Here is a 21,836-nt window from a genome sequence, read left to right as displayed (position 1 = left end):
GAAAGGCACGCCATTACGTCGGGCTGCGCCGCGACCGCGCGAACGCGGCAACCATCAGCGCCGCCGCGCCCAGCGCGACCGCGCCCGCGACCTTCGGCCGCTGCACCACCGCGTTGTATGCGCAAGCGCGCAGCACGGGCCCGTCCATCCCTTCGCGCTCGTGCAGCGCATGGCGGGACTCGTACAGCGCGTTGTCGTCGCGCGGTCGCGCGGGGCGCACCGTGCGCTGGCCGCGCGAGAACAGCGTGGCCGCGATGCGATCGAACAGGCGCGGCGCGTGATACGCGCCGGCCGACGTGAGCTTCGCGGCACCGCCGACGAACAGCGCGCGGCGCGGGTGCGCCGCCGCGAACAGGATCGCGTCGGCGACGAGCTCCGGGTCGTAGATCGGCGGCGGCAGCCGCGCCTCGACGTTCATGTAGTTCTTCGCGTGCATCACGAACATCGTGTCGATCGCGGCCGGCTTGATCAGCGTGACGGACACCGGCAGGCGATCGGACTCGAGCTCGAGGCGCAGCGAATCGGTGAAACCCTTCACCGCGTGCTTCGATGCCGCATACGCGCTCTGCAGCGGCACCGGCGCGTCGGACGCCTCGCTGCCCATGTTGATGATCGCGCCGCCGTGGAAATCGCTCTTGCGCCGGAAATGATCCGACGCGACGAGCGAGCCGTGCACGACACCCCAGTAGTTGGTGTCGAACAGCCGGCGCTGATCCTCGAGCGGCACCGCCGCCGCCGTGCCGAAGATCGACACGCCCGCGTTGTTGACCCAGGTGTCGAAGCCGCCATAGGTATCGGCCGCCGTCGCGGCCGCGCGCTGCAGGTCCTCGAGAATGCCGACGTCGCCGGCGACCGGCACCGCGAGGCCGCCGTGCTGGCGGATTTCGTCGCACAGCGTGTTCAGCGCGTCCGCGTTGCGCGCGAACAGCACCAGCTTCGCCCCGCGCCGTGCCGCCTTGCGCGCGGTGACGAGGCCGATGCCGCTGGTGGCGCCCGTGATCACGATCGTCTGCTCGCCGACCGGTTTGAGCATGCAGTTCATCACTGGACTCCTTCTGCGGGGCCGGTTATTTCGGGCGGATGGTCAGCTGGTCGCGCACGTCCTGCACGCCGTCGATCTGCCTGACCACGCCGACGGCCTGCGTGCGCTGCTGCTCGTCCGGCACGCTGCCGGTCAGCATCACGACGCCGTGACGCGTCTTCACGTGAATGTCGCCGGCCGACAGGCCGCTCGTGCCGACCAGCTCGGCCTTCGCCTTGGTCGTGATGGTCGCGTCGCGGATTTTCGTGCCGGTGCTCGAATGCGTCATCGACGACGATGACGACGACGACATGGATGACGATGCCGAGCCGTCGTCTCCGGCGGCGAACACGTTCGGCGCGACGGCGATACAGGCGGTGGCCGCGGCGATCGCGACCGCCATGCCGAGACGGCTGGCGGGATGACGGCGGAATCGCGGTGCGCGGGCTTGCAGCGGGAATACCTTCATCGTGACCTCCTATCGTGAGGCCGGCGTGGCCGGCGGACGTCCGGGTGTCGCAAATCGCGTGCCGCGCGCAACCGGCCGCATCCCCGCGCGGCCCGCCGATCGGACGCCCTTTCATCCAACCCGTTGTAATTTTTTCGGCACCTGGGCCGGGCGTGCCGCCCGCAAAGTGACGGGCATGGCGATTGCCGCAGAGGGACGCAACGGGGCTCGCCGGCGCGGCCCCGACCTCGGGAGCAATACCATGCAAAGAATCGCGTTGATCAGTGAACATGCGTCACCGCTGGGGGTGATCGGCGGCGTGGACGCGGGCGGCCAGAACATCTACGTCGCGAACGTCGCGAAGCAGCTGGCCGAGCGCGACCTCGACGTCGACGTCTACACCCGCTGCGACGATCCGCACCTGCCGGAAGTCGTGCAGATCGGCCCGCGCATGCGCGTGATCCACGTACCGGCCGGGCCGCCCGCCGCCGTGCCGAAGGAACGGCTGCTGCCGTACATGGGTGCGTTCGCGGACTACATGACCGCGCGCATGCGGCGCGAGCCCGACCCGGTCGACGTGATGCACGCGAACTTCTTCATGTCGGGCGAGGCCGCGCTGCGCGTGAAGCAGCGTCTCGGGATCCCGCTCGTCATGACGTTCCATGCGCTCGGCCGCGTGCGCCGGCTGCATCAGGGCGCGGCCGACGGCTTCCCCGACGAACGCTTCGCGATCGAGGACACGCTCGCGCGCCGCTCGGACCGGCTGATCGCCGAGTGCCCGCAGGATGCGCTCGACCTGACCACGCACTATCGCGCCGATGCCGCGCGCATCGAGATCGTGCCCTGCGGGTTCGATGCGGGTGAATTCCGGCCGGTGCCGCGCGTCGATGCGCGTGCGCGGCTCGGCTGGCCCCACGATGCATTCGTCGTGCTGCAGCTCGGGCGGCTCGTGCCGCGCAAGGGCATCGACACCGTGATCGACGCGCTCGCGCGGATGCCACGCGACCCGAACCGGCCGACGCGGCTCTACATCGTCGGCGGCAGCCATGCGACGCCCGACCCGGCGCGCGATCCGGAACTCGCACGCCTCGCCGCGCTCGCGCACGACGCCGGCATCGCGGAACGCGTGACGTTCGTGGGCCGGCGCGAGCGCGACGCGCTGCACCTGTACTACAGCGCGGCGGACGTCTTCGTGACGACGCCGTGGTACGAGCCGTTCGGCATCACGCCGGTCGAGGCGATGGCATGTGCCGCGCCGGTGATCGGCAGCGACGTCGGCGGCATCCGCACGACGGTCGACGACGGCGTCACCGGCTACCTGGTGCCGCCGCGCGATCCGGCCGCGCTCGCCGGGCGGCTCGTTCAGCTGCGCGCGCAACCGGCGCTGTGCGATGCACTCGGTCGGGCCGGTTATCTGCGCGCCCACCGCTTCTACACATGGCGCGGCGTGACCGACCGCCTCGTCGACATCTACCGCGACGTCGCGCATCCGCAACGTGCCGGCACGGCGGCCGGCAGCCGCCGCACGCCCGTCGCGACCACGCCGGGCGTACTCGCCCACCGCAAGGAGAATGCATGATGAAGGGCTACGATCGCAAACGGGTACTCGTCACCGGCGGCGCCGGGTTTCTCGGTTCGCATCTGTGCGAACGCCTCGTGACGGCCGGGCACGACGTGCTGTGCGTCGACAATTTCTACACGGGCGCGAAGGACAACATCGCGCACCTGCGCGATGCGCCGAACTTCGAGCTGATGCGGCACGACGTGACGTTTCCGCTGTACGTCGAGGTCGATGAAATCTACAACCTCGCATGCCCGGCGTCCCCCGTGCACTATCAGCGCGACCCGGTGCAGACGACCAAGACCAGCGTGCACGGCGCGATCAACCTGCTCGGCCTCGCGAAGCGCGTGAAGGCGCGCATCCTGCAGGCATCGACGAGCGAAGTGTACGGCGACCCCGACGTGCATCCGCAGGACGAGCGCTACTGCGGCCGCGTGAACCCGATCGGCATCCGCGCGTGCTACGACGAAGGCAAGCGCTGCGCGGAAACGCTGTTCATGGACTATCACCGCCAGTACGGCGTCGACGTGCGGATCGCGCGGATCTTCAACACGTACGGGCCGCGCATGCATCCGGCCGACGGGCGCGTCGTGTCGAACTTCATCACGCAGGCGCTGGCCGGCGAAGCGTTGACCGTCTACGGCGACGGCAGGCAGACGCGCTCGTTCTGCTATGTCGACGACATGGTCGATGCGCTGCTCCGGCTGATGGACGAACCCGGCGACGCCTGCGAGCCGGTGAACCTCGGCAGCGACGACGAGATCGCGATGATCGACGTGGCGCGCGAGGTCGTGAGGATCGTCGGCGCGACGGTCGCGATCGAGTTCCGTCCGTTGCCGTCCGACGATCCGCGTCAGCGCCGGCCCGATCTCGACGCCGCGCACCGGCGCCTCGGCTGGCGCGCGACGACGCCGCTCGCGAGCGGGCTCGCGCATACCGCGCGGTATTTCATCCATCGGCAGGTCGCGAATCACACGCCGGGCGATCTCGTGCGCAGCACGCGGATCGCGTCGCACATGCTCGCGCAGATCAGCACACGGAACCGGCCGGGGGCGGCGACGTGAACGGCACGACGTGACACGACGCTGCGTCGTCGCGCGCCCGGGGCGACGGGCGCCGCGCATCGGCCGACGCGCATCAGCCGTCGCGCGTCGTCACGCGCGCGATGCGGCGGGCCAGCTCGCGCACGTCGACCGGCTTGCACAGATAACCGTCGAAGCCCGCTTCGAGCGCGCGGCGTTCGTCGCCGAGGCCCGCGTGCGCGGTGACCGCGAGCACGCGCAGGTTGGGCGGGCTGCCGCCGTTCGCGCCGCCGCGGCGCAATGCATCGAGCAGCCAGAAGCCGTCGCCGTCGGACATCGCCAGATCGGACAGCACGACGGTCGGCTTCACCTCCGCGACGATGGCGAGCGCGTCACGGCCCGACGACGCGACCGCGACGACCGCACCGAGCGTTGCCAGCGCGGCGGTCAGGCTCGCACGCGTGGTCGGGTCGTCGTCGACGATCAGGATGCGCTGCGACTCGAGCATCGGCGTACCGCGCGCGACGTCGTCCGGCGTGACGCTCCACGCCATCGCCCCCGCCGGCTGCCAGCCGGCCGGCAACGTCACGGTGAACGTGGCGCCGCGATTGCGGCCCGGGCTTGCGACGCTGACCGTGCCGCCGTGCAGCTCGGCGATATGCCGCACGATCGACAGGCCGAGCCCGAGCCCGCGCCGCGACGAGGCAGGCGACTCTTCCGCGCGGCGGAACATGTCGAACACGTACGGGATGAAATCCGGCGCGATGCCTTGCCCGGTATCGGCGACGGTCAGCATCGCGTGCCCGGCGTCGCGCGACAGCGTGACCGTCACCGCGCCGCCGGCCGGCGTGAATTTCAGCGCGTTCGACACGAGGTTCGACAGCATCTGCCGCAAGCGCTCCGCGTCGCCCGACACCACGCATGCGGACGTGGCGCAGTCGAATTCGAGCGCGATGCCGGCCGACGACGCGGCCGTCTGGAACGTCCCCGTCGCATCGGCGAACAGCCGCACCACGTCCACCGGCATCGAATCGATCCGCAGCTTGCCGGTCGCGAGCGACGATGCGTCGAGGATGTCGCCGACCATGCGCGTGAGCGAACGCGCGCTGCGATCGATCGCGTCGATCGCCTGCTGCTGCAATCCGTCTTCGCGCGAATTGCGCAGCACCTCGACCCAGCCGTAGATCACATTCAGCGGCGTGCGCAGTTCGTGCGACACGGTCGCGAGCAATTCGTCCTTCAGGCGGTTCGACGTATCGGCCTGGTCGCGCGCGTCGCGCGCGCCCTGCAGCGAGCGGTGCGCGCGCAGGTCGCGGCGGCGCTGCGCGCCGGTCTCGCGCAGCGACAGCGCGACGCTGGCGCGCAGGTCGCCGCGCACCGGGCATGCGGACACCGTTGCGCGAAAGCGCCGGCCGTCGCGGCGCACGCACAGCAGTTCGAGCGGGCCGACCGGTTCGCGCATCGCGTCGAACGTTTCGGCCAACGGATTGCGCTGCAGCCAGCGCATCGCGACGAGCGATTCGAACGGGCGCCCGTAGGCCTCGGACTCGTCGTACCCGAAGATCCGCTGCGCGGCCGGGTTCCAGCTGACGATGCGGCCCTCGCCGTCGACGCCGACGATCGCGTCCGGCGATGCCTCGACGACCGCGAGCTGCAGCCGCGACTTGTCGGCGCGCGCGCGCGCCACGCCGGCATCGCAGAACAGCAGCACCGCGCCGTCGATGTTGCCGTCCGCATCGGCGATCGGCGCCGCCGCCTCGGCGATCGGCACCGGCGTGCTGCCGGCGGCGCCGTGCAGCCAGTGCCGGTCGGACAACGCATGCGCGCCGCCGAGCGCCCGCTCGAGCGGCGTCGCCTGCACGCGCCGGCCGTCGTGATCGAACAGGCGCAGCACGTCGCGCACGGGCCGGCCCGTCGCCTCGTCCACGCCGCAGCCTGCCAGCTCGGCCGCCACCGCATTCAGGTAAGTCACCCGGCCTTTCCCGTCGGTCGCGATCACACCGTGCGGCAGCGACTGCAGCACGGCTTCGAGCTGCCGCCGCGCGGCCGCGTCACGCCGGCGCGCGACGTCGTTCGTGAGCCGCGCGTGGTGCAGCATCGCTGCGCCCGCGCAGACCAGCATGCCGACCAGCAGGAAGACGAAGAGCTGCACGAGCCGGGCCGACAGCGGCCCGGTGTACGCGGCCGGATCGGACAGGAACAGCGTCCAGATCAGCAGCCCGCTGACCACGGTCGACACGATCCCGAACAGGAACGACGTCACCCAGGCCGCGCCGGCCAGCATCGGGTAGTACAGGATCAGCGACAGGTTCACGCCGCCGAAGCGGATCGCCAGCGCCTGCAGCACGGTGGCGATCGCGACGAACATCACGGCGGTTGCGTAATTTCCGACCTGCGGCCGTGCAAATTCAAACATCGGACACGCTCCTGCCGACCCACCGGCGGCAGCCGGCCACGCGCAGCCGGACGGGCACGTCACCTGCTCGGCCGCCTGTGCTGACCTGGGAGACCTTCACACCATGACCGCTCCGACACGCTGGCTCGTCATCTCGCCGCACCTCGACGACGCCGTATTCAGTTGCGGGCAGCTGCTCGCGCAGGCACCGGGCTCGGTCGTCGTCACGGTGTTCGCGGGCATTCCCGAACACGGTACGGCCGCGCCGCCGTGGGACCGTCGCGCGGGATTCCGCACGGCCGACGACGCGATGCGCACGCGCCGCGACGAGGACCGTCATGCGCTCGCGCTGCTCGATGCGCGGCCCGTCTGGCTCGACTTCCTCGACGACCAGTACGGCACGCCGGCCGCGTCGGCGGCAATCGCCGCGCGCGTGGCCGACGTGATCGACGCGCATCCGGGCTTCGGCGTGCTGGCGCCGGCCGGCCTGTTCCATCGCGATCACTTGCAGGTTCAGCAGGCCGTGCTGGCGCTGCTGCGCGATCACGACCGGGCCGGCGGCGCAGCGCGCGTGTGGCGCTTCTACGAGGATGTGCCGTACCGGCGGATCGACGGGTTGATGGCCCGGCGCGTGACCGGCTGGCGCGAGCACGGCTGGATCGGCCACCCGGTCGGCGCGCCGGCCGGCAACGGCATGGACACGGCGGCTGCGAAGGCCGCCGCCGTCGACGCGTATGCGAGCCAGATTGCGCTGTTGGAGCCTCATATGCGTGCCGATCTCCGTGAACCCGAAACATACTGGCGGCTCGAATGCGACGGCACGTCCGCGTGACGCCCGCGCGTGTCGTGCTGCCGCCGCGCGAACCACGCGTGACCGCGGTGGTGCTGACCTGCCGGCGCTCGATGGAGCTCGCGCGCACGCTGGCGCGGCTCTCCGCGCTGCCCGACCGGCCGGCGATCGTCGTCGTCGACAACGGCTCGGACGACGCGACCGCGGCGCTCATGCACAGCCGCTTTCCTCATGCGACGCTGGTGCATGCGCCGGCCAATCTCGGGGCCGCCGGCCGCAATCTCGGCGCGGCCGTCGCCCGCACGCGCCACGTCGCGTTCTGCGACGACGACACGTGGTGGGCGCCCGGCTCGCTCGCCGAAGCCGCGAACCTGCTCGATGCGTACCCGCATGTCGCGGCCGTCACCGCGCGCGTGCTGGTCGGCCCCGACCGGCGCGAAGACCCGACCTGCCGGCTGATGGCCGACAGCCCGCTCGATGCGCCCGTCGCGCTGCCGGGCCGCCCGATCCTCGGGCTCTTGGCCGGCGCGAGCGCATTCCGGCGCGACGCGTTCGTGGCCGCGGGCGGCTATCATCCGCGCTACTTCCTCGGCGGCGAGGAAGCGCTGCTCGCGCTCGACCTGTATCGCGCGGGCGCGTGGCTCGTCTATGCACCGCGTCTGACGGTTCATCATTACCCTTCGAAGCAACGCGACGTGCAGACGCGCGCGAGCGTGTCCGCCCGCAACGCGGTGTGGACCGCGTGGCTCAGATGGCCGGCCCGCGCCGCGCTCGCGCATACCGTCCGCATGCTGCCGCGCCTGTGGCGCGAACGCGGCATCGTGCCCGCCTTCGCGGGCCTGCCGTGGATCCTGCGCGAACGGTGCGCGCTGCCGCCGCACGTCGAACGCATGCGCCGCCGGCTCGACGACGACGCGCGTCGCCGCGCGGGCGGGCGCGCATGAGCGCGCCCGGCACGACATCAGGAGTCCGGTTTTTCCGCTTCGTCTTCCAGTTGCGCGAGCCGGTTGTAGATCGTCTTCAGGCTCACGTCCAGCACTTCGGCCGCCTGTGCCTTCACGCCGCCGCATTTCGCGATCGTGCCGAGAATCAGCTTGCGGTCGACTTCCTCGAGCGGCGTGCCGAACGGCACCGTCACGCGATCCTCGTGCGCGTCGACCATGTTCGACAGTTCGTCCATGATCGGCGGCGGCAGCGTGTCGATCACGTCCGCGTCGGCGAAGATGCTCGCGCGCTGCACGAAGTTGCGCAGCTCGCGCACGTTGCCGGGCCATGCGTAGGACTTCAGCGCTTCGCGCGCGGCGGGCGCAAAGCGCAGATTGCGGCCGCTTTCCTCGTTGTAGTGCTGCAGGAACGCGTCGGCGAGCATCGGGATGTCGTCGCCGCGCTCGCTCAGCGACGGCAGCGGAATCGGGAACACGTTGATCCGGTGATAGAGGTCGGGCCGCAGCTTGCCGTCGGCCATCGCGGCTTCCGGATCGCGGTTGGTCGCCGCGACGATGCGCACGTCGACGTCGATCTCGCGCGTCGAGCCGAGCCGCGTGAGCCGCCCGGTTTCCAACACGCGCAGCAGCTTGACCTGCGATTCGACCGGCATCTCGGTGATTTCGTCGAGGAACAGCGTGCCGCCGTCCGCGCGTTCGAAGAAGCCCTTGTGCTGCCGCTCGGCGCCGGTGAAGCTGCCGCGGTCGTGGCCGAACATCTCGCTCTCGACGAGATTCGCGGCGATCGCGCCGCAGTTCACCGCGAGGAACGGGCCGCGGCGGCGCAGGCTCAGGTCGTGCACCGTCTGCGCGGCGAGTTCCTTGCCGGTGCCCGACTCGCCGGTGAGCAGCACCGACGCCTCGGTGCGCGCGACGCGGCCGATCGCATCGTAGACGGCCTGCATCGCGGGCGAGCTGCCGAGCATCCGGCCGAAGCGGCCGAGACGCTTCAGTTCGGAGCGCAGTTCGGCGATTTCCTCATGCAGTGCGGTGGTGCGCGGCACGCGCGCGAAGATGCTGTTCAGCCGCTGCATGTTGATCGGCTTCACCAGATAGTCGGTCGCGCCGCGCCGCAATGCGTCGATCGCGGTTTCGAGGCTCGCGTGACCGGTGGTCAGCACCATTTCGCAATGCGCGCGCTTCGGCAACGCGTCGAACAGATCCATGCCGTTGCCGTCCGGCAGCACGAGATCGCACAACACGAGATCGGGAGTGTGCGTCGAGACGAGCGTGCGCGCTTCTTCGAGCGTCGCGGCCGTGTCGCATGCAAGCTGCTGCGCTTGCGCGAGGGTCGCGAGCATCGTTCGCGTATCGGCGTCGTCTTCGACGATCAGGACATAAGGCATCGAAGCTCCTGGTGGGTGCGGCCCGGGCGCAAGGCGTCGGCCGAAACCGCGGCGGGCGTGCGATGCGGGGTACGACGCCGGAACCCGGCGGCACATCCGCACCGCACACGAATGAGCAAATTAGCTGTCCTGCAGTGACAAACGCGTGCCTAGAAGTATAGAAGAAGTGTGTCGTGCCTTCGCCGATCATCGAATAAATCTATCTGTCGTCGACCACCGCATTGCCAGATTCAATCCGGCGAAACGGGCATAAAAGGTATGCTTTCCACATGAAAAAATGATGCGTGGCGGTCATTTTTTCGCCTGCTCCTCGACGATTTCGGTCAATACTTCCAACTCGATACACTCATGTCGAAATCCGACGATGACGGCGCGCGGCTGTTCGGCCGCTCGCCAACGATTCAGGACCTGCTGCTGAAGGTAGCGCGTGTCGCCGCGACGCGCGTCAGCGTCCTGGTGGTCGGCGAGAGCGGCGCCGGCAAGGACATCGTCGCGCGGCTCATCCACGACATGAGCCCGCGCCGGCGCGGGCCGTTCGTGCCCGTCAACTGCGGGGCGATTCCGAAGGACATCGCGGAATCCCATTTGTTCGGACATGAAAAAGGCAGCTTCACCGGCGCGATCGCGCAACATGTGGGCATGTTCGAAGCCGCGCGCGGCGGCACGCTGTTTCTCGACGAAATCGCGGAAATGCCGGCGGAATTGCAGGTGAAACTGCTGCGCACGCTGGAGACGAACACGATCGTGCGCGTCGGCGGTCACGAAGCGATTCCGCTCGACGTGCGGATCGTCGCGGCCACCCATCACGATCCGGTCGAGGCCGTGCGCAGCGGCCGGCTGCGCGAGGATCTGTTCTACCGGATCGCGACGATCGCGCTGCACGTGCCCGCGCTGCGGCAGCGCGAGGACGACGTCGGCGACATCGCGCTGCAGATCGTCGAGCGGCTGAATGCGCGGCATCGCACGCGCAAGCGTCTGTCGCTGCAGGCGATGAAGGCGCTGCGCGCCTATACGTGGCCCGGCAACGTGCGCGAGCTGCGCAACGCGCTGGAGCGCGCGTTCATTCTCGCCGACGAGCAGATCGAACTGCAGCTGCCGCGCCGCCAGCCGCCGCGCGAGGAGGTACGTCACAACGCGATGACGCTCCATATCGGCACGACGCTCGCGCATACGCAGCAGCGCTTCATCGTCGCGTCGCTGCGCCATTTCAACGGCGACAAGCCGCGCACCGCGAAGGCGCTCGGCATCAGCCTGAAGACGCTGTACAACCGGCTCGCGCTGTTGCCCGAACACGAGCGCAACGCGGCGAGCGGCGCGGCTGCGCCGACGCCCGCCGCGGGCAGCGCAAGCGGCGCAAGCGGCACCGCCGGTGCCGACGGTGCGGCCGGCAGCCCGAGCGCCGGCATGCCGCCGGGCGCAACGAACCCGTAACCGGGCCGCGACGGCGGCCGCCCGGTCTACGCCGCGACGTCGCACAACGCGCTGTCCCACTCGCGCACGAACCGCTCGATCCCGAACCGCTCGCACGCGTCGCGCTTCGCCGCCGCGCCCCACTCGCGCGCGAGATCCGGATCGCGGAGCAGCATGCGCATCGCGTCGATCAACACGGCAGGCCGCGTATCGGCGACCCCGTTGCAGCCGCTCCTCACGAGCTGCGCCATCTCCGTCGTTGCGAGCGCAACGATCGGCAGCCCGATCATCATCGCCTCGATCACCGCGAGCCCGAGGCTCGTGTAGCGGATCGGATTGAAGAAGAAGCGGTAGTGCGACAGGAACTGCGGCAGCGCCGGATTCGGCACCTCGCCGATGCCGCCGAGTTCGGCCGAGCCCATCCCGACCAGATCGAGCGGCACGCTGTGACGCACGGTCTCGAACAGGTCGGCGCCGAGACGCCGCCCGCGTCGCGCGAGGTGGTTCACGACCGTCACGCCCTTGGGCAGCGTGCCGCGATACTCGACACCGTCGGGCAGCAGCACGCCGTGCTCGATCACGCGCGTCGGCGTGACGCCGCTGTCCCACATCAGCGCGTTGAACGGCGTCACGTGCACCAGCAACACGTTCGGGTCCTGCACAGGGTGCAGCGTGTCGGTCGGGTGCTCGCGCGGCGGATCGTGTTCGACGAACAGCGCCGGCAGCGCGCGCTGCGCGTCGCTCAGGAGCCGCAACCGGTCGTGCGCGTAGTGATTGTGATGCTGGTACAGCACGCAGTCGAACTCGGTGTCGCGCACGCACTCGACGGGCACCTCGTACACGTTGTCGCCCCACGGCAGGTGCCCGACCCGACCCGCGTAACCGGGCGGATGCTGCGGCTTCGTCACGATGTAGAAATCGTGCGGCGCCTGCGACAGGTAATACAGATAGTTGCCATGCACGTGCCAGGTGAGCACGCGCAAGCGCTTACGTGACATGACGTCTCTCCTCCGCGAGCAGCTTGCCCGCCCGCTCCATCACGTCGTCGACGCCGATCGCCGTCGCGCACTCGTGCCCGTACGGACAGGTGTCGAACGCGCACGGCCGGCAGGCCGGATAGTGCGCGAGCACGCGATGGCGTTCGGCGTCGAGCGGCGCCCAGCGGGCCGTGTCGCTGCCGCATGCGACGACGATGCTCGGCGTGCCGAACGCCGCCGCGACATGCGACACGCCCGTGTCGTTGCACAGCACGAGCCGCGCGCGGCCGATCAGCGCGGCCAGCGCGCCGAGCGGCGTGCGCCCGCACAGGTTCACGCACGGCCGCGCGAGATGTTCGACGAACGCGCCGGCCAGCGCGAGTTCCGCGCGCGTGCCGGTCAATACGATCTGCCAGCCGTCGTCCGCGAGCTGCCGTGCCGCGCTCGCGAAACGCTCGACCGGCCAGCGCCGCGACGCCATCCGCGCGCCCGGATGAACGATCACGTAGCGGCCCGGATCGAGCGCATGCTCGTCGCACAGCACGTGCCACAGCGCATAGTCGAGGCCGCCCAGCGGAAATTCCAGGTAGTCGCCCCAGTCCGGATAGCCGAGCTTGCGGGTCAGCGCCAGGTAGCGCGTGACCTCGGGCTCGCCGTCGCGCCACACGAGCGCACAGTCGAGCGCGGTCTTGCCGCCGTCGGGCGGCACGAAACCGGCGGTGCGCGTCGCACCGAGCGACGCGACGATCGCGTTGGTCTGCACGCCGCTGCCGTGCAGCTGGATCGCGAGATCGAAGTCGCGCGCGCGGCATTCCGCGACGAACGCCTCGCGCGCGGCCGGCTCGGCGTCCGGCTGCTCGCCGAGGCCCGGCGCGCCGGGAAACGCGATGAAATTGTCGATGTAGTCCGAGAAGCGCGATGCGAACTCGCGCGCCCACGGCAAGCCGATCAGCGTGATGCGCGCATCCGGCTCGCCGCGCCGCAGCGCGCGCAGCGCCGGCACCGCGCACAGCATGTCGCCGAGCTGCAGCGCGCGGAACACCGCGATGCGCATCGGACCGGACGACGAAACGGATTCGAGCATCATAGGAAGAACACCCGGAAGTGGAGCGCACCGCGCACGCGCCAGTACAGCGACACGGGCGGGATCGCGATCGACGTGACGATCATCTCGGCGACATGCGACGGCGTGAGCCGCGTGCCGCGCAGCCGCTTCGCGCAGAATGCGGCCGTGATCACGGCCCAGGCCGTCGCGCACGCGATGCCCGGCACGCGCCATCCGGCCGCGAAACAGCCGAGCGCGCCGAGCGCGAACAACACGGCCGCGTAGTAATTCCACGGCGGCATCGCGCGGATATGACGCCGGTAGGTCGCGCGATGCTTCTTGTACAGCAGCGCGTCGAAATACACCTTCGACTGCTGGCCGATGCTCGCGCCCCAGCGCGCGGGACGCACCGGATGCACGATCCGCGCGGCATCGACGCCGACGATCGGCCCCGCGTGCTCGCGCAGCGCGAACATCAGGTCGGCGTCCTCGCGCCATGCGCGCGTGAAGCGCTCGTCGAATCCGCCGACGCGCTCCAGCGCCGCGCGCCGCACGAAGCAGTTCGCGGTCGCGAATTCCGCATGCGCGAGGCCGGCCGCGTCGCGCTCGTGGTCGGTCGGGCGCGCTCGCAGCGGCACGTCGATGCGCCCGGCCGCGGCCGCCGCCGACGGTTCGGCCAGCAGCGCGGCCGCGCCGTGGCGCAGCCAGGTCGGATCGGGAATCGTGTCGTCGTCGGTGAACGCGATCAGCGCGCCGCGCGCGCTGCGCCAGCCGATGTTGCGCGCGCCCGCCGGCCCCTGCGTATCGGGCGCGGTCATGTAGCGGATCACCGGCACGTCGGTCATGCGCGCACGACACGCGTCGACGGTTTCCCATGCGCTGCCGGCCGGGTCGTCGTCGACGACGACGATCTCGTAGGTGGTCGGATCGAACACCTGCGCGCACAGCGCGTCGAGGCAGCGTTCGAGCAGGCGGGGCCGCCGGTACGTCGGCACGACGACCGACACGACCGGCGGCAGTTGCGTGTCGCGCATGTTCATCTCGGCTTCTCCAGCAGGAACGAACCGATCACGAGCGCGTCGAGCGGCGAAGTCCAGAAGCACTCGAGCGCGTCGCGCGGCGTGCAGACGATCGGTTCGCCGCGCGTGTTGAACGACGTGTTGACGAGCACCGGCACGCCGGTCAGCGCGTCGAACTCGGACAGCAGCGCATGCAGCAGCGGATGCTGGTGTGCGTCGACGGTCTGCACGCGCGCGGTGCCGTCGATGTGGCGCACCGCCGGAATCGTCGCCTCGGCGCCGGGCGCGATGTCGTACACGAACAGCATGAACGGCGCGCGCAGCGGCGTGCGCCGCCCGCCGTTGAACCAGTGGTGTGCGTGGCTTTCGAGCACGACCGGCGCAACCGGCCGGAAGTCCTCGCGATCCTTGATCCGGTTCAGCTTGCGCTGCATGTCCGGATCGATCGGCGATGCGAGGATCGAGCGGGCACCGAGCGCGCGCGGCCCGAACTCCATGCGGCCCTGGAACCAGCCGATCACGCGGTTTGCCGCGAGCAGCGCGGCCGTCTGGCTGGCGACGTCCGCGAGCCGCCGGTACGGCAGCCGCGCTTCCTTCAGGAACGCCTCGATCGCATCGTCGCCGTACGACGGCCCGAGATACGCGTGATCCATCCGCCAGTCGCCGCGCATCCCGCGCATCCGGAAATCGGTCCACAGCGCGGCGCCGAGCGCGGTGCCCGCGTCGCCTGCCGCCGGTTGCACCCACACGTCGTCGAACGGGCCGCGATCGCGGATCTTCGCGTTCATCACGCAGTTCAGCGCGACGCCGCCCGCCATCGCGAGCTGCTGCTCGCCGCTCTCCGCCGCGAGCCAGTCGACCGCCTGCAGCGTCGTTTCCTCGAGCACCAGCTGCAGCGCATGCGCGATGTCGCAGTGATGCGGCTCGATCGGTCCGCCGCGCTCGCGTGGCGCGCCGAACAGCGCGACGAGATCGCCGTCGGCAACCTCGTAGCGCCCGTCGCCGTTGTAGCTCACCAGCTTGCGCATCGCGTCCGCGAACACCGGCTTGCCGTACGACGCGAGCGCCATCACCTTGTACTCGTCCGACGAATGCAGGAAGCCGAGGTAGCGCGTCACGCGCTCGTACAGCAGGCCGAGCGAATGCGGCAGGTTGACCTGGCCGAGCCGCCGGTACGACTGGCCGTCGAACACGCCGTAGCTCGTCGTCGCGCGTTCGCCGCGCCCGTCCATCGTCATCACCGCGCAGTGCTCGTACGGCGCCGCGAGAAACGCGCTCGCCTCGTGCGCGAGATGGTGCTCGATGAAATGCCAGCGAAACGGCCCGTCGTGCGCGACGCCGCGAAAGCGCCGCTGCAGGTGGTGCGGCGCGCCGCCCGCGAGCTGGCGCGGCGCGTTCACGATCGACGACAGGAACAACGGATGCCACGGCGATGCGCCGTCGGCACGCCGCGCATGCGCGGACGGTGCGAGCGGCAGCGTCAGCTCGGGCGCGTCGCCGTGACGGTCCAGTTCGAGCCACGGATCGTACGAATACGCGACATGGTCGACGTCCGCGAGCGCGATGCCCGCTTCCGCCAGACAATAGTCGATCGCGTGAAACGGCAGCTCCCAAGTCGAGAACGGCACCGGCCGCTTCGCGTGCTTCACGTGCGTGAAGCGTTCGTCCTCGGCCGCCGCGATCACCGCGCCGTCGCGCACGAGGCATGCGGCGCTGTCGTGAAAGGCGGCATTGATGCCGAGCGTATAGGTCGGAGCAGGCATGCGTCAGGTCCTCGTGATGACTTGCGCGAACGGAATCACGTTCGACACGCTCGACGCGTTCGCCGCGACCGGCTCGGCAGCGTGCAAGGTGGCGCGCGCGGCCGCGTGTTGCGCATGGCGCGCGCTACGGCGCAACAAGCCGTGCGTCGCCTCGACGACATCGTCGACGCTCACGCCGAGCAGGCACGGATGGCCGGGCTGGTTGCAGACGCTGCGGTAGCAGTTGCGGCACGGCACGTCGACGTTCAATGCGCGATGCGGCACACGCCATGGCGTGTGCTGCGGATTGGTCAGCGCGTACAGATCGACGACCGGCGTGCCGAGCGCGGCCGCGAGATGCACGGGGCCGCTGTTGTTCGTCAGCAGCAGGTCGGCCGTCTCGATCAGCGCGCCGAGCTCGCCGAGCGGCAGCACGCCGGCGAGCGGCACGGCGCGCGGCCCCGCGCGTTCGCACACGGCATCGACGAGCGCGCGCTCGTCGGCGCCGCCCGTCACCGCGATGCCGTCGAACAGCGGCGCGAGCCGCGCGGCCACGTCGCCGAAGCGCTCGGCCGGCCAGCGCCGCGACGCCGCGCTCGCGCCCGGATGCACGACCAGCCAGCGCGTGTGCGCCGGCGCCGGCCGGCGCGGGCCGCCGATGCGCAGCAGCGCCGCGCGCAAGCGCGAGTGCAGCGCGCGTCGCGCCGCATCGCCCGGCTCGAACGCCATGCGCCAGTCGCACGTCTTCGCGCCGATCGCGCGGACCAGCGCAAGCTGGCGCGCGACTTCGTGGCGCACGCGCGAATCCGGCTCGGTCTCGGGCACGCGGTCGGTCAGCAGTTCGTAGGGGTTCTCGCGGCAATGCGCGAGCCGCAGCGGGATGCCCGCGAGCCAGCACATCATCGCGGCCGGCAACGGACTCTGGCTGTATACGGTGAAGATCACGGCCGCGTCGAAGCGGCCGGCCAGCAGCCGGTCGATCATGTCGAGATCGACGACCGGATCGCCGCGCACGTCCGGATGCTTGACCCACGGCGCGTCATACGTCCACACGTCGTCGACCATCGGCAGGTGTTTCGCCAGCGCGGCGCCGGTGCGCGACGTCAGCAGCGTGAGCCGGCGGCCGCGCCCGCTCTCCTTCAGCGCGCGCAGCGCGGGCGTCGTCATCAGCACGTCGCCGAGGCTGTCGAGGCGCACGCACAGAATGCGTCGCGCGCGATCCCAGGCGGCGCTCATCGCCGCACCCACGAGCCGTGGCGGCGCACGGCCTCGCGCGCGACGAGGTCGGCGGCGAGGTCGAGCCGGTCGACCACATGGTGCGGCGTGCGCGCGGCATCGAGCCGCCATTGCGTCTCGTTGCCGCGGTCGACGAGTATCGTGCCGCAGCGCGCGGCGCGGCCGGCCTCGACGTCGTCGAGAATGTCGCCGATCATCCAGCTCCACTCGGCGACCGCGCCGAGCGTGGCGATCGCGCGGCGCACCATCCCCGGGCGCGGCTTGCGGCAGATGCAGTCGCAGGTGTAGCGCGGCACGCTGCCCGCCGGGTGATGCGGGCAATAAAAAAAGTCCGCCAGCACCGCGCCGTTCGCTTCGAACAATTCGGCGAGACGCTGACGGACCGCGCCAAGCTTCGATTCGGCAAAGTAGCCGAGCGCGACGCCCGGCTGGTTCGACACGACCGCGATCGGCATGCCCGTCGCGCCGAGCGTGCGCAATGCGCGCGCGGCGCCCGGCGCAAGCTGCATCCGCGCGGGGTCGACGTTGTACGGCAGGTCCTCCAGCAGCGTGCCGTCCTTGTCGAGCAGCACCGCGCCGGGCAGCCGTCGCGCGCGACTCACGGCCATGACGTCTCCTTCATCGGCAGCACCATCAGTTCCGGCACGACGGTGCCCGGCGGCTGCGTCAGCACGAAACGCACGGCCGCCGCGACGTGTTCCGGCGGCTGCAGCGTGTCCACGTCGATGTCGGGGAAGCGATCGAGCAGGAACGGCGTGCGCATCCCGCCCGCGACGATCGCCGACACGCTCACGCCGGCCGGCCGAAGCTCCGCATGCAGCGCATGCGACAACCCGAGCAGCCCCCACTTCGTCGCGTGATACGCGGACGCATTCGGCCATGCGCGCTTCGATGCGGTCGACGCGATGTTGACGATATGGCCGCTGCCGCGGGCCTTCATCATCGGCACGGCCGCGTGGCACATCAGGTACGGGCCGAACAGGTTGGTCATCATCACCTGCTGCCAGGCGGCGACGCTGACGTCGTCGATCGGCGCGGTCACGTCGATCGCCGCGTTGTTGACGATCACGTCGACGTCGCCGAGCGCCTCGCGCGCGTCGTGCATGACCTGCAGCACCGACGCCTCGTCGCGCACGTCGAGCGGCCGTCCGACCGCGCGGCCGCCATGCCGCTCGAGGCGCTGCGCGACGGCCGCCGCGCGATCGCCGTCGAGATCGGCAACGATCACGTGTGCGCCGTGTTGCGCCAGTTCCTCGCAGATGGCCTCGCCCAGACCGCGACCGCCGCCCGTCACGAGCGCGGTGCGGCCGGCCAGCAACGGTCGGGCTGGATCGTGAGTCGGGTTCAACATGCACCTCCTGCAAGCGTCCGAAAGATCGCGGCGATGACATTTGTCGTGACAAACGTCGTACCAGAGGTACAGCGAAAACCGTGCCATTGCGCGGACGCCCGCGCGACATCGCGCTGCCCCGCGCGCGCGCTGGCTTTTTTATAACCGGCTGTAAAAACGGGCCCGCTCGCCTGCGCTCAGATCGCGAGCGCGTCCGGCGTCGCCTGCGCGCGGTGCTTCGCGAGCGCACGCAGGCAGTGCGCGATGCAGCCCGCGAACGCCTCGTCGAACCAGGGCTGCGCGCCCGACACGCCGACCACGATGCCGTGCTGCGCGACGCCGCCCCACAGGTTCGTGTCGCCCGCGCGCAGCCGGTACGGCTCGAGCGCCTGCACGACGTGGCCGTCGCAGCCGGTTTCCCACGACAGCCGCGCCTTCGCGCGTGCGTACGCACGATAATCGGCATCCCAGTCCTTCGGATCGGGCAGCGAGAACTCGTACAGGATCGCATCCTCGAACGCCGCGTCGCGCGGCCCGAGCGCCGGGTCCATGATCACGACGTGCAGGCAGCCGCTGTCGCCGACGAAGTCGCTCTGCAACGCGGCCGACAACGTCGGCAACAGCAGCTCGACGGCGGCGACCGCGGCCTGGCGGTCGGCAAACGCGCTACCGGCGCGGCGCTCGGTCAGGACTTCGGGGGGCGTTGGATTCGAAAGGTTCGGCATGGATATCTCCGGAGGAAAGCGCGAGCGCCCGCAGCGTCGCGATCAGGTCGGCCGCTGCCGCGGGCTTGGTCAGATAGGCGTGGAAACCCGCTTCGACCGCGCGTGTGCGGTCGCGCTCGCGGGCATGGCCCGACAACGCGAGCGCTTCGAGCGGCGCCCGGCCGTCGCGCGCACGCTCGGCGTCGAGCTGGCGCACGCGGCGCATCACCGTGTAGCCGTCTTCCTCGTCGGCGCCGAGGTCGATGTCGCATACCAGGAGCGCCGGCCAGTCCGCGCGGCGCATGTTCCGCATCTCGTCGAGCAGCGCGTGGCCGGACGCGAACACGCGCACCTCCGCACCGGCGACCTGCAGCAGCGCGGCAAGCGCTTCGCGCGCCTCGTCGTGATCGTCGACGCACGCGATGCGCACGCCGTCGAGCGGTTTCGCGTCCGCGGCCGCAACGGCGCCCGGCCCGGAATTCGGTGCGGCCGCGTCGGCCGGTTGCAGCGACGCCGGCGCGACCGCGCACAGCGGTAGCGACAGGTGCAACGTCACGCCGACGTCGTCGCGCTCGCGAACGACGTAGCCGCCCGCGTCCTCGATCGCGCCCTGCAGCCGTTCGAGATCGGCCAGCGACAGCTCCGGCGCGTCGACGCCGGTGCACGTGATCGTGATCCGCGCGTCGGGGTCGTGCCGTGCGGTCCGCACCTCGACCCGCCCGCCGCCGCTCGTATCGATCCCGCCGCGGCACAGCTCCCACACGAAGCGCCGCAGTGCGGCCGGATCGGCCTTGACGACCAGATCCTCGCTCGACAGCTCGCGGAACACCGGCACGCCGCGGCGCGCGGCGGCTTCCGCCAGCGCATCGAGCACCTGCGCCACCAGCGGGTTGATCCGCACCGGCTGCAGCGCGAACTTCGCCTCGGTGCGCTCCAGTTCGCGCTGCTTCGCCTGCAGCGACCACATCTGCGCATACACGCCGTCGCTCGCCAGCAGTTCGTCGTGGGTGCCCTGCTCGACGAGCCGGCCATGCTCCATCACGAGGATCCGGTCCGCATCGACGATCGTCGACAGCCGGTGCGCGATGACGAGACTCGTGCGGTGCCGCGCGACGCGCATCAGTTCCTGCTGGATCGCGCGCTCCGAGCGCGTGTCGAGCGCCGACGTCGCCTCGTCGAACACGACGATCGGCGGCGCCTTCAGCAGCGCGCGCGCGATCGCGACACGCTGCCGCTCGCCGCCGGACAGCCGCACGCCGCGCTCGCCGACACGCGTGTCGTACGCATCGGGCAGCCGCTCGATGAACGCGTCGAGTTGCGCGCCGCGCGCGGCCGCGATCACTTCGCCGCGCGTCGCGTCGCGCTTGCCGTACGCGATGTTGTAGGCCAGCGTGTCGTTGAACAGGATCGTGTCCTGCGGCACGATGCCGAGCGCATCGCGCAGGCTGCGCTCGGTCACGAGGCGCAGGTCCTGGCCGTCGATCCGGATCGTCCCCGCATCGGGCTGGTACAGCCGGAACAGCAGCCGCGCGAGCGTCGACTTCCCCGAGCCGCTCCCGCCGACCACCGCGACCGACTGTCCCGGCTCGACGCGAAACGACACGTCCCACAGAATCTGCCGGCTCGGCTCGTAGCCGAAGTCGACGTGCTCGAACTCGATCGCGCCGCCGCGCACCGCGAGCGGCTGCGCGCCGGGCGCGTCGCCCTCCTCGCCGGGCTTGCCGCGTGCGTCGAGCAGGCCGAACAATCGTTCGATGTTCGTCATCGCGTCGTGCGCCTCGCGGAACACGAAGCCGAGCGCATTCAGCGGCAGGCTGATCTGGATGATGTACGCGTTGATCAGCACCAGGTCGCCGACCGTCATCGTGCCGCGCGCGACATGCTGGCCGGCGAGCAGCATCACCGCCGCGATGCCCGCGCCGATGCATGCGCTCTGCCCGATATGCAGCGTCGACAGCGCGTACTGGTTGTCGACGCCGGCCTCGCGCCATGCGTCGAGCACGCGTTCGAGCCGGCTGCGCTCGACGTCCTCGCGCGCGAAGTACTTGACGGTATCGACGTTGAGCAGGCTGTCGACCACGCGCGCGTTCGATTCGGCCTCGAGCACGTTCACGCGACGCTGGTAGCGCATCCGCCGGCGCGTGAAGACGGTCGTGTAGCCCGCATAGACGGCGAACGTGACGAGGATGATCGCGGTGAAGCCGCCGCCGTACTTGCCGATCACGATCACCAGCACCGAGCCGATCTCGATCGCGGTCGGCACGACGGTAAACACCGCGACGCCGAGCAGGTAGCCGATCCCGGCCGTGCCTTTCTCGAGGTCGCGCACGACCGCGCCGGTCTCGCGCTGCGAATGAAAGCGCGCGCCGAGCCGGTGCAGATGACCGAACGTGCGGACCGTAAACGACGCGACCGCGTGCTGCGTGACCTGCACGAACGTCATGTCGCGCACTTCGTTCAGCGCGTTCGCCGCGAAGCGCACGACCGCATACGCGAACAGCAGCAGAACCGGCAGCGCGATCGGCTGGCCGGCCGCGCGGCCCAGCCCGTCGACGATGTCCTTCAGCAGCAGCGGCACCGAAACGGCCGCCGCCTTCGCGAGCAGCAGCAGCGCCAGCGCGGCCAGCACGCGCGCGCGGTAATGCCGGATCGCGCGCCACAGCTCGACCGCGATGCGCGCGCGCAGGCCACGTGCGTCGCGGCCACGACCGTCGCGCGGCGCGCTGGCGCTCGAGTCGCGATCGTCGCGAATGTCGCCGTCGTCACGCGGTCCGTCGTCAGAGCCGGTCGTCATGCGCGCATTGGCT

Annotated in this window: 18 protein-coding genes; 5 read left to right on the top strand and 13 right to left on the bottom strand. The window is 70.6% G+C overall.

Going from position 1 to position 21,836, the window contains the following annotated elements:
• Nucleotides 1-13: 13 nt before the first annotated feature.
• Nucleotides 14-1,042, bottom strand: a complete 1,029-nt coding sequence (locus U5A56_RS14845) for an SDR family oxidoreductase (protein WP_044843365.1) — start codon at nucleotides 1,040-1,042, stop codon at nucleotides 14-16.
• Nucleotides 1,043-1,067: 25 nt separating this feature from the next.
• Nucleotides 1,068-1,490 carry a BON domain-containing protein gene (locus tag U5A56_RS14840; protein ID WP_044843364.1) on the bottom strand — a complete coding sequence of 141 codons (423 nt, stop codon included), beginning with the start codon at nucleotides 1,488-1,490 and terminating at the stop codon, nucleotides 1,068-1,070.
• Nucleotides 1,491-1,731: 241 nt separating this feature from the next.
• Between U5A56_RS14840 and U5A56_RS14835 the strand changes: the two genes are divergently transcribed.
• Nucleotides 1,732-3,048 (top strand): glycosyltransferase family 4 protein, encoded by a 1,317-nt coding sequence (locus tag U5A56_RS14835; protein WP_044843363.1) that lies wholly within the window; start codon nucleotides 1,732-1,734, stop codon nucleotides 3,046-3,048.
• Nucleotides 3,048-4,094, top strand: a complete 1,047-nt coding sequence (locus U5A56_RS14830; RefSeq protein ID WP_321923296.1) for a UDP-glucuronic acid decarboxylase family protein — start codon at nucleotides 3,048-3,050, stop codon at nucleotides 4,092-4,094. Before U5A56_RS14835 ends, U5A56_RS14830 begins: the two co-directional genes overlap by 1 nt.
• A gap of 73 nt (nucleotides 4,095-4,167) precedes the next feature.
• Here the strand turns inward: U5A56_RS14830 and U5A56_RS14825 are convergent, their stop codons facing one another.
• Nucleotides 4,168-6,468 carry an ATP-binding protein gene (locus U5A56_RS14825; protein ID WP_321923071.1) on the bottom strand — a complete coding sequence of 767 codons (2,301 nt, stop codon included), beginning with the start codon at nucleotides 6,466-6,468 and terminating at the stop codon, nucleotides 4,168-4,170.
• 103 nt (nucleotides 6,469-6,571) lie between these two features.
• Between U5A56_RS14825 and U5A56_RS14820 the strand changes: the two genes are divergently transcribed.
• Both U5A56_RS14820 and U5A56_RS14815 read left to right on the top strand, forming a co-directional pair.
• The gene (locus U5A56_RS14820) at nucleotides 6,572-7,279 is read left to right on the top strand and encodes a PIG-L deacetylase family protein (RefSeq protein WP_321923069.1); all 708 of its coding nucleotides are present in this window, start codon (nucleotides 6,572-6,574) and stop codon (nucleotides 7,277-7,279) included.
• Nucleotides 7,258-8,181 carry a glycosyltransferase family 2 protein gene (locus U5A56_RS14815; RefSeq protein WP_124485781.1) on the top strand — a complete coding sequence of 308 codons (924 nt, stop codon included), beginning with the start codon at nucleotides 7,258-7,260 and terminating at the stop codon, nucleotides 8,179-8,181. The genes U5A56_RS14820 and U5A56_RS14815 overlap by 22 nt, the downstream gene beginning before the upstream one ends.
• 17 nt (nucleotides 8,182-8,198) lie before the next feature.
• Here the strand turns inward: U5A56_RS14815 and U5A56_RS14810 are convergent, their stop codons facing one another.
• Nucleotides 8,199-9,566 carry a sigma-54-dependent transcriptional regulator gene (locus U5A56_RS14810; RefSeq protein WP_044843358.1) on the bottom strand — a complete coding sequence of 456 codons (1,368 nt, stop codon included), beginning with the start codon at nucleotides 9,564-9,566 and terminating at the stop codon, nucleotides 8,199-8,201.
• Nucleotides 9,567-9,914: 348 nt separating this feature from the next.
• Between U5A56_RS14810 and U5A56_RS14805 the strand changes: the two genes are divergently transcribed.
• Nucleotides 9,915-10,997 (top strand): sigma-54 interaction domain-containing protein, encoded by a 1,083-nt coding sequence (locus U5A56_RS14805; RefSeq protein WP_124666131.1) that lies wholly within the window; start codon nucleotides 9,915-9,917, stop codon nucleotides 10,995-10,997.
• Between the two features lie 26 nt (nucleotides 10,998-11,023).
• Here the strand turns inward: U5A56_RS14805 and U5A56_RS14800 are convergent, their stop codons facing one another.
• From U5A56_RS14800 to U5A56_RS14760, 9 genes are all read right to left on the bottom strand, one after another.
• Entirely contained in the window at nucleotides 11,024-11,974 is a 951-nt protein-coding gene (locus tag U5A56_RS14800) for a glycosyltransferase (RefSeq protein ID WP_124521681.1), read from the bottom strand.
• The gene (locus tag U5A56_RS14795; RefSeq protein ID WP_321923066.1) at nucleotides 11,964-13,040 is read right to left on the bottom strand and encodes a glycosyltransferase family 9 protein; all 1,077 of its coding nucleotides are present in this window, start codon (nucleotides 13,038-13,040) and stop codon (nucleotides 11,964-11,966) included. The genes U5A56_RS14800 and U5A56_RS14795 overlap by 11 nt, the downstream gene beginning before the upstream one ends.
• Complete coding sequence (locus U5A56_RS14790) at nucleotides 13,037-14,038, bottom strand: glycosyltransferase family 2 protein (protein WP_044843354.1); 1,002 nt, start codon at nucleotides 14,036-14,038, stop codon at nucleotides 13,037-13,039. The genes U5A56_RS14795 and U5A56_RS14790 overlap by 4 nt, the downstream gene beginning before the upstream one ends.
• Nucleotides 14,035-15,780, bottom strand: a complete 1,746-nt coding sequence (locus U5A56_RS14785) for a carbamoyltransferase (RefSeq protein WP_124521809.1) — start codon at nucleotides 15,778-15,780, stop codon at nucleotides 14,035-14,037. Before U5A56_RS14785 ends, U5A56_RS14790 begins: the two co-directional genes overlap by 4 nt.
• 3 nt (nucleotides 15,781-15,783) lie before the next feature.
• Nucleotides 15,784-16,995 (bottom strand): glycosyltransferase family 9 protein, encoded by a 1,212-nt coding sequence (locus U5A56_RS14780; protein ID WP_124528768.1) that lies wholly within the window; start codon nucleotides 16,993-16,995, stop codon nucleotides 15,784-15,786.
• Nucleotides 16,992-17,603, bottom strand: a complete 612-nt coding sequence (locus U5A56_RS14775; RefSeq protein WP_044848165.1) for a D-glycero-alpha-D-manno-heptose-1,7-bisphosphate 7-phosphatase — start codon at nucleotides 17,601-17,603, stop codon at nucleotides 16,992-16,994. Before U5A56_RS14775 ends, U5A56_RS14780 begins: the two co-directional genes overlap by 4 nt.
• Nucleotides 17,594-18,346, bottom strand: coding sequence for an SDR family oxidoreductase (locus U5A56_RS14770; protein ID WP_135801136.1), 753 nt, complete (start codon nucleotides 18,344-18,346; stop codon nucleotides 17,594-17,596). Before U5A56_RS14770 ends, U5A56_RS14775 begins: the two co-directional genes overlap by 10 nt.
• 176 nt (nucleotides 18,347-18,522) lie before the next feature.
• Nucleotides 18,523-19,050: a hypothetical protein gene (locus U5A56_RS14765; protein ID WP_124528770.1), complete on the bottom strand. Its 528-nt coding sequence runs from the start codon at nucleotides 19,048-19,050 to the stop codon at nucleotides 18,523-18,525.
• Nucleotides 18,992-21,823 (bottom strand): ABC transporter transmembrane domain-containing protein, encoded by a 2,832-nt coding sequence (locus U5A56_RS14760; RefSeq protein ID WP_321923060.1) that lies wholly within the window; start codon nucleotides 21,821-21,823, stop codon nucleotides 18,992-18,994. Before U5A56_RS14760 ends, U5A56_RS14765 begins: the two co-directional genes overlap by 59 nt.
• Between the last annotated feature and the right edge of the window lie 13 nt (nucleotides 21,824-21,836).

This window comes from Burkholderia sp. BCC1998 (genome assembly GCF_905339875.1).
In the GTDB taxonomy this organism is placed as follows: domain Bacteria; phylum Pseudomonadota; class Gammaproteobacteria; order Burkholderiales; family Burkholderiaceae; genus Burkholderia.
This window is presented reverse-complemented; position numbering and strand designations above follow the sequence as displayed.

Coding starts and splice junctions, on each gene's coding strand:
- U5A56_RS14845 (WP_044843365.1), bottom strand. CDS start 1,042: ATGAACTGCATGCTCAAACCGGTCGGCGAGCAGACGATCGTGATCACG.
- U5A56_RS14840 (WP_044843364.1), bottom strand. CDS start 1,490: ATGAAGGTATTCCCGCTGCAAGCCCGCGCACCGCGATTCCGCCGTCAT.
- U5A56_RS14835 (WP_044843363.1), top strand. CDS start 1,732: ATGCAAAGAATCGCGTTGATCAGTGAACATGCGTCACCGCTGGGGGTG.
- U5A56_RS14830 (WP_321923296.1), top strand. CDS start 3,048: ATGAAGGGCTACGATCGCAAACGGGTACTCGTCACCGGCGGCGCCGGG.
- U5A56_RS14825 (WP_321923071.1), bottom strand. CDS start 6,468: ATGTTTGAATTTGCACGGCCGCAGGTCGGAAATTACGCAACCGCCGTG.
- U5A56_RS14820 (WP_321923069.1), top strand. CDS start 6,572: ATGACCGCTCCGACACGCTGGCTCGTCATCTCGCCGCACCTCGACGAC.
- U5A56_RS14815 (WP_124485781.1), top strand. CDS start 7,258: ATGCGACGGCACGTCCGCGTGACGCCCGCGCGTGTCGTGCTGCCGCCG.
- U5A56_RS14810 (WP_044843358.1), bottom strand. CDS start 9,566: ATGCCTTATGTCCTGATCGTCGAAGACGACGCCGATACGCGAACGATG.
- U5A56_RS14805 (WP_124666131.1), top strand. CDS start 9,915: ATGTCGAAATCCGACGATGACGGCGCGCGGCTGTTCGGCCGCTCGCCA.
- U5A56_RS14800 (WP_124521681.1), bottom strand. CDS start 11,974: ATGTCACGTAAGCGCTTGCGCGTGCTCACCTGGCACGTGCATGGCAAC.
- U5A56_RS14795 (WP_321923066.1), bottom strand. CDS start 13,040: ATGATGCTCGAATCCGTTTCGTCGTCCGGTCCGATGCGCATCGCGGTG.
- U5A56_RS14790 (WP_044843354.1), bottom strand. CDS start 14,038: ATGAACATGCGCGACACGCAACTGCCGCCGGTCGTGTCGGTCGTCGTG.
- U5A56_RS14785 (WP_124521809.1), bottom strand. CDS start 15,780: ATGCCTGCTCCGACCTATACGCTCGGCATCAATGCCGCCTTTCACGAC.
- U5A56_RS14780 (WP_124528768.1), bottom strand. CDS start 16,995: ATGAGCGCCGCCTGGGATCGCGCGCGACGCATTCTGTGCGTGCGCCTC.
- U5A56_RS14775 (WP_044848165.1), bottom strand. CDS start 17,603: ATGGCCGTGAGTCGCGCGCGACGGCTGCCCGGCGCGGTGCTGCTCGAC.
- U5A56_RS14770 (WP_135801136.1), bottom strand. CDS start 18,346: ATGTTGAACCCGACTCACGATCCAGCCCGACCGTTGCTGGCCGGCCGC.
- U5A56_RS14765 (WP_124528770.1), bottom strand. CDS start 19,050: ATGCCGAACCTTTCGAATCCAACGCCCCCCGAAGTCCTGACCGAGCGC.
- U5A56_RS14760 (WP_321923060.1), bottom strand. CDS start 21,823: ATGACGACCGGCTCTGACGACGGACCGCGTGACGACGGCGACATTCGC.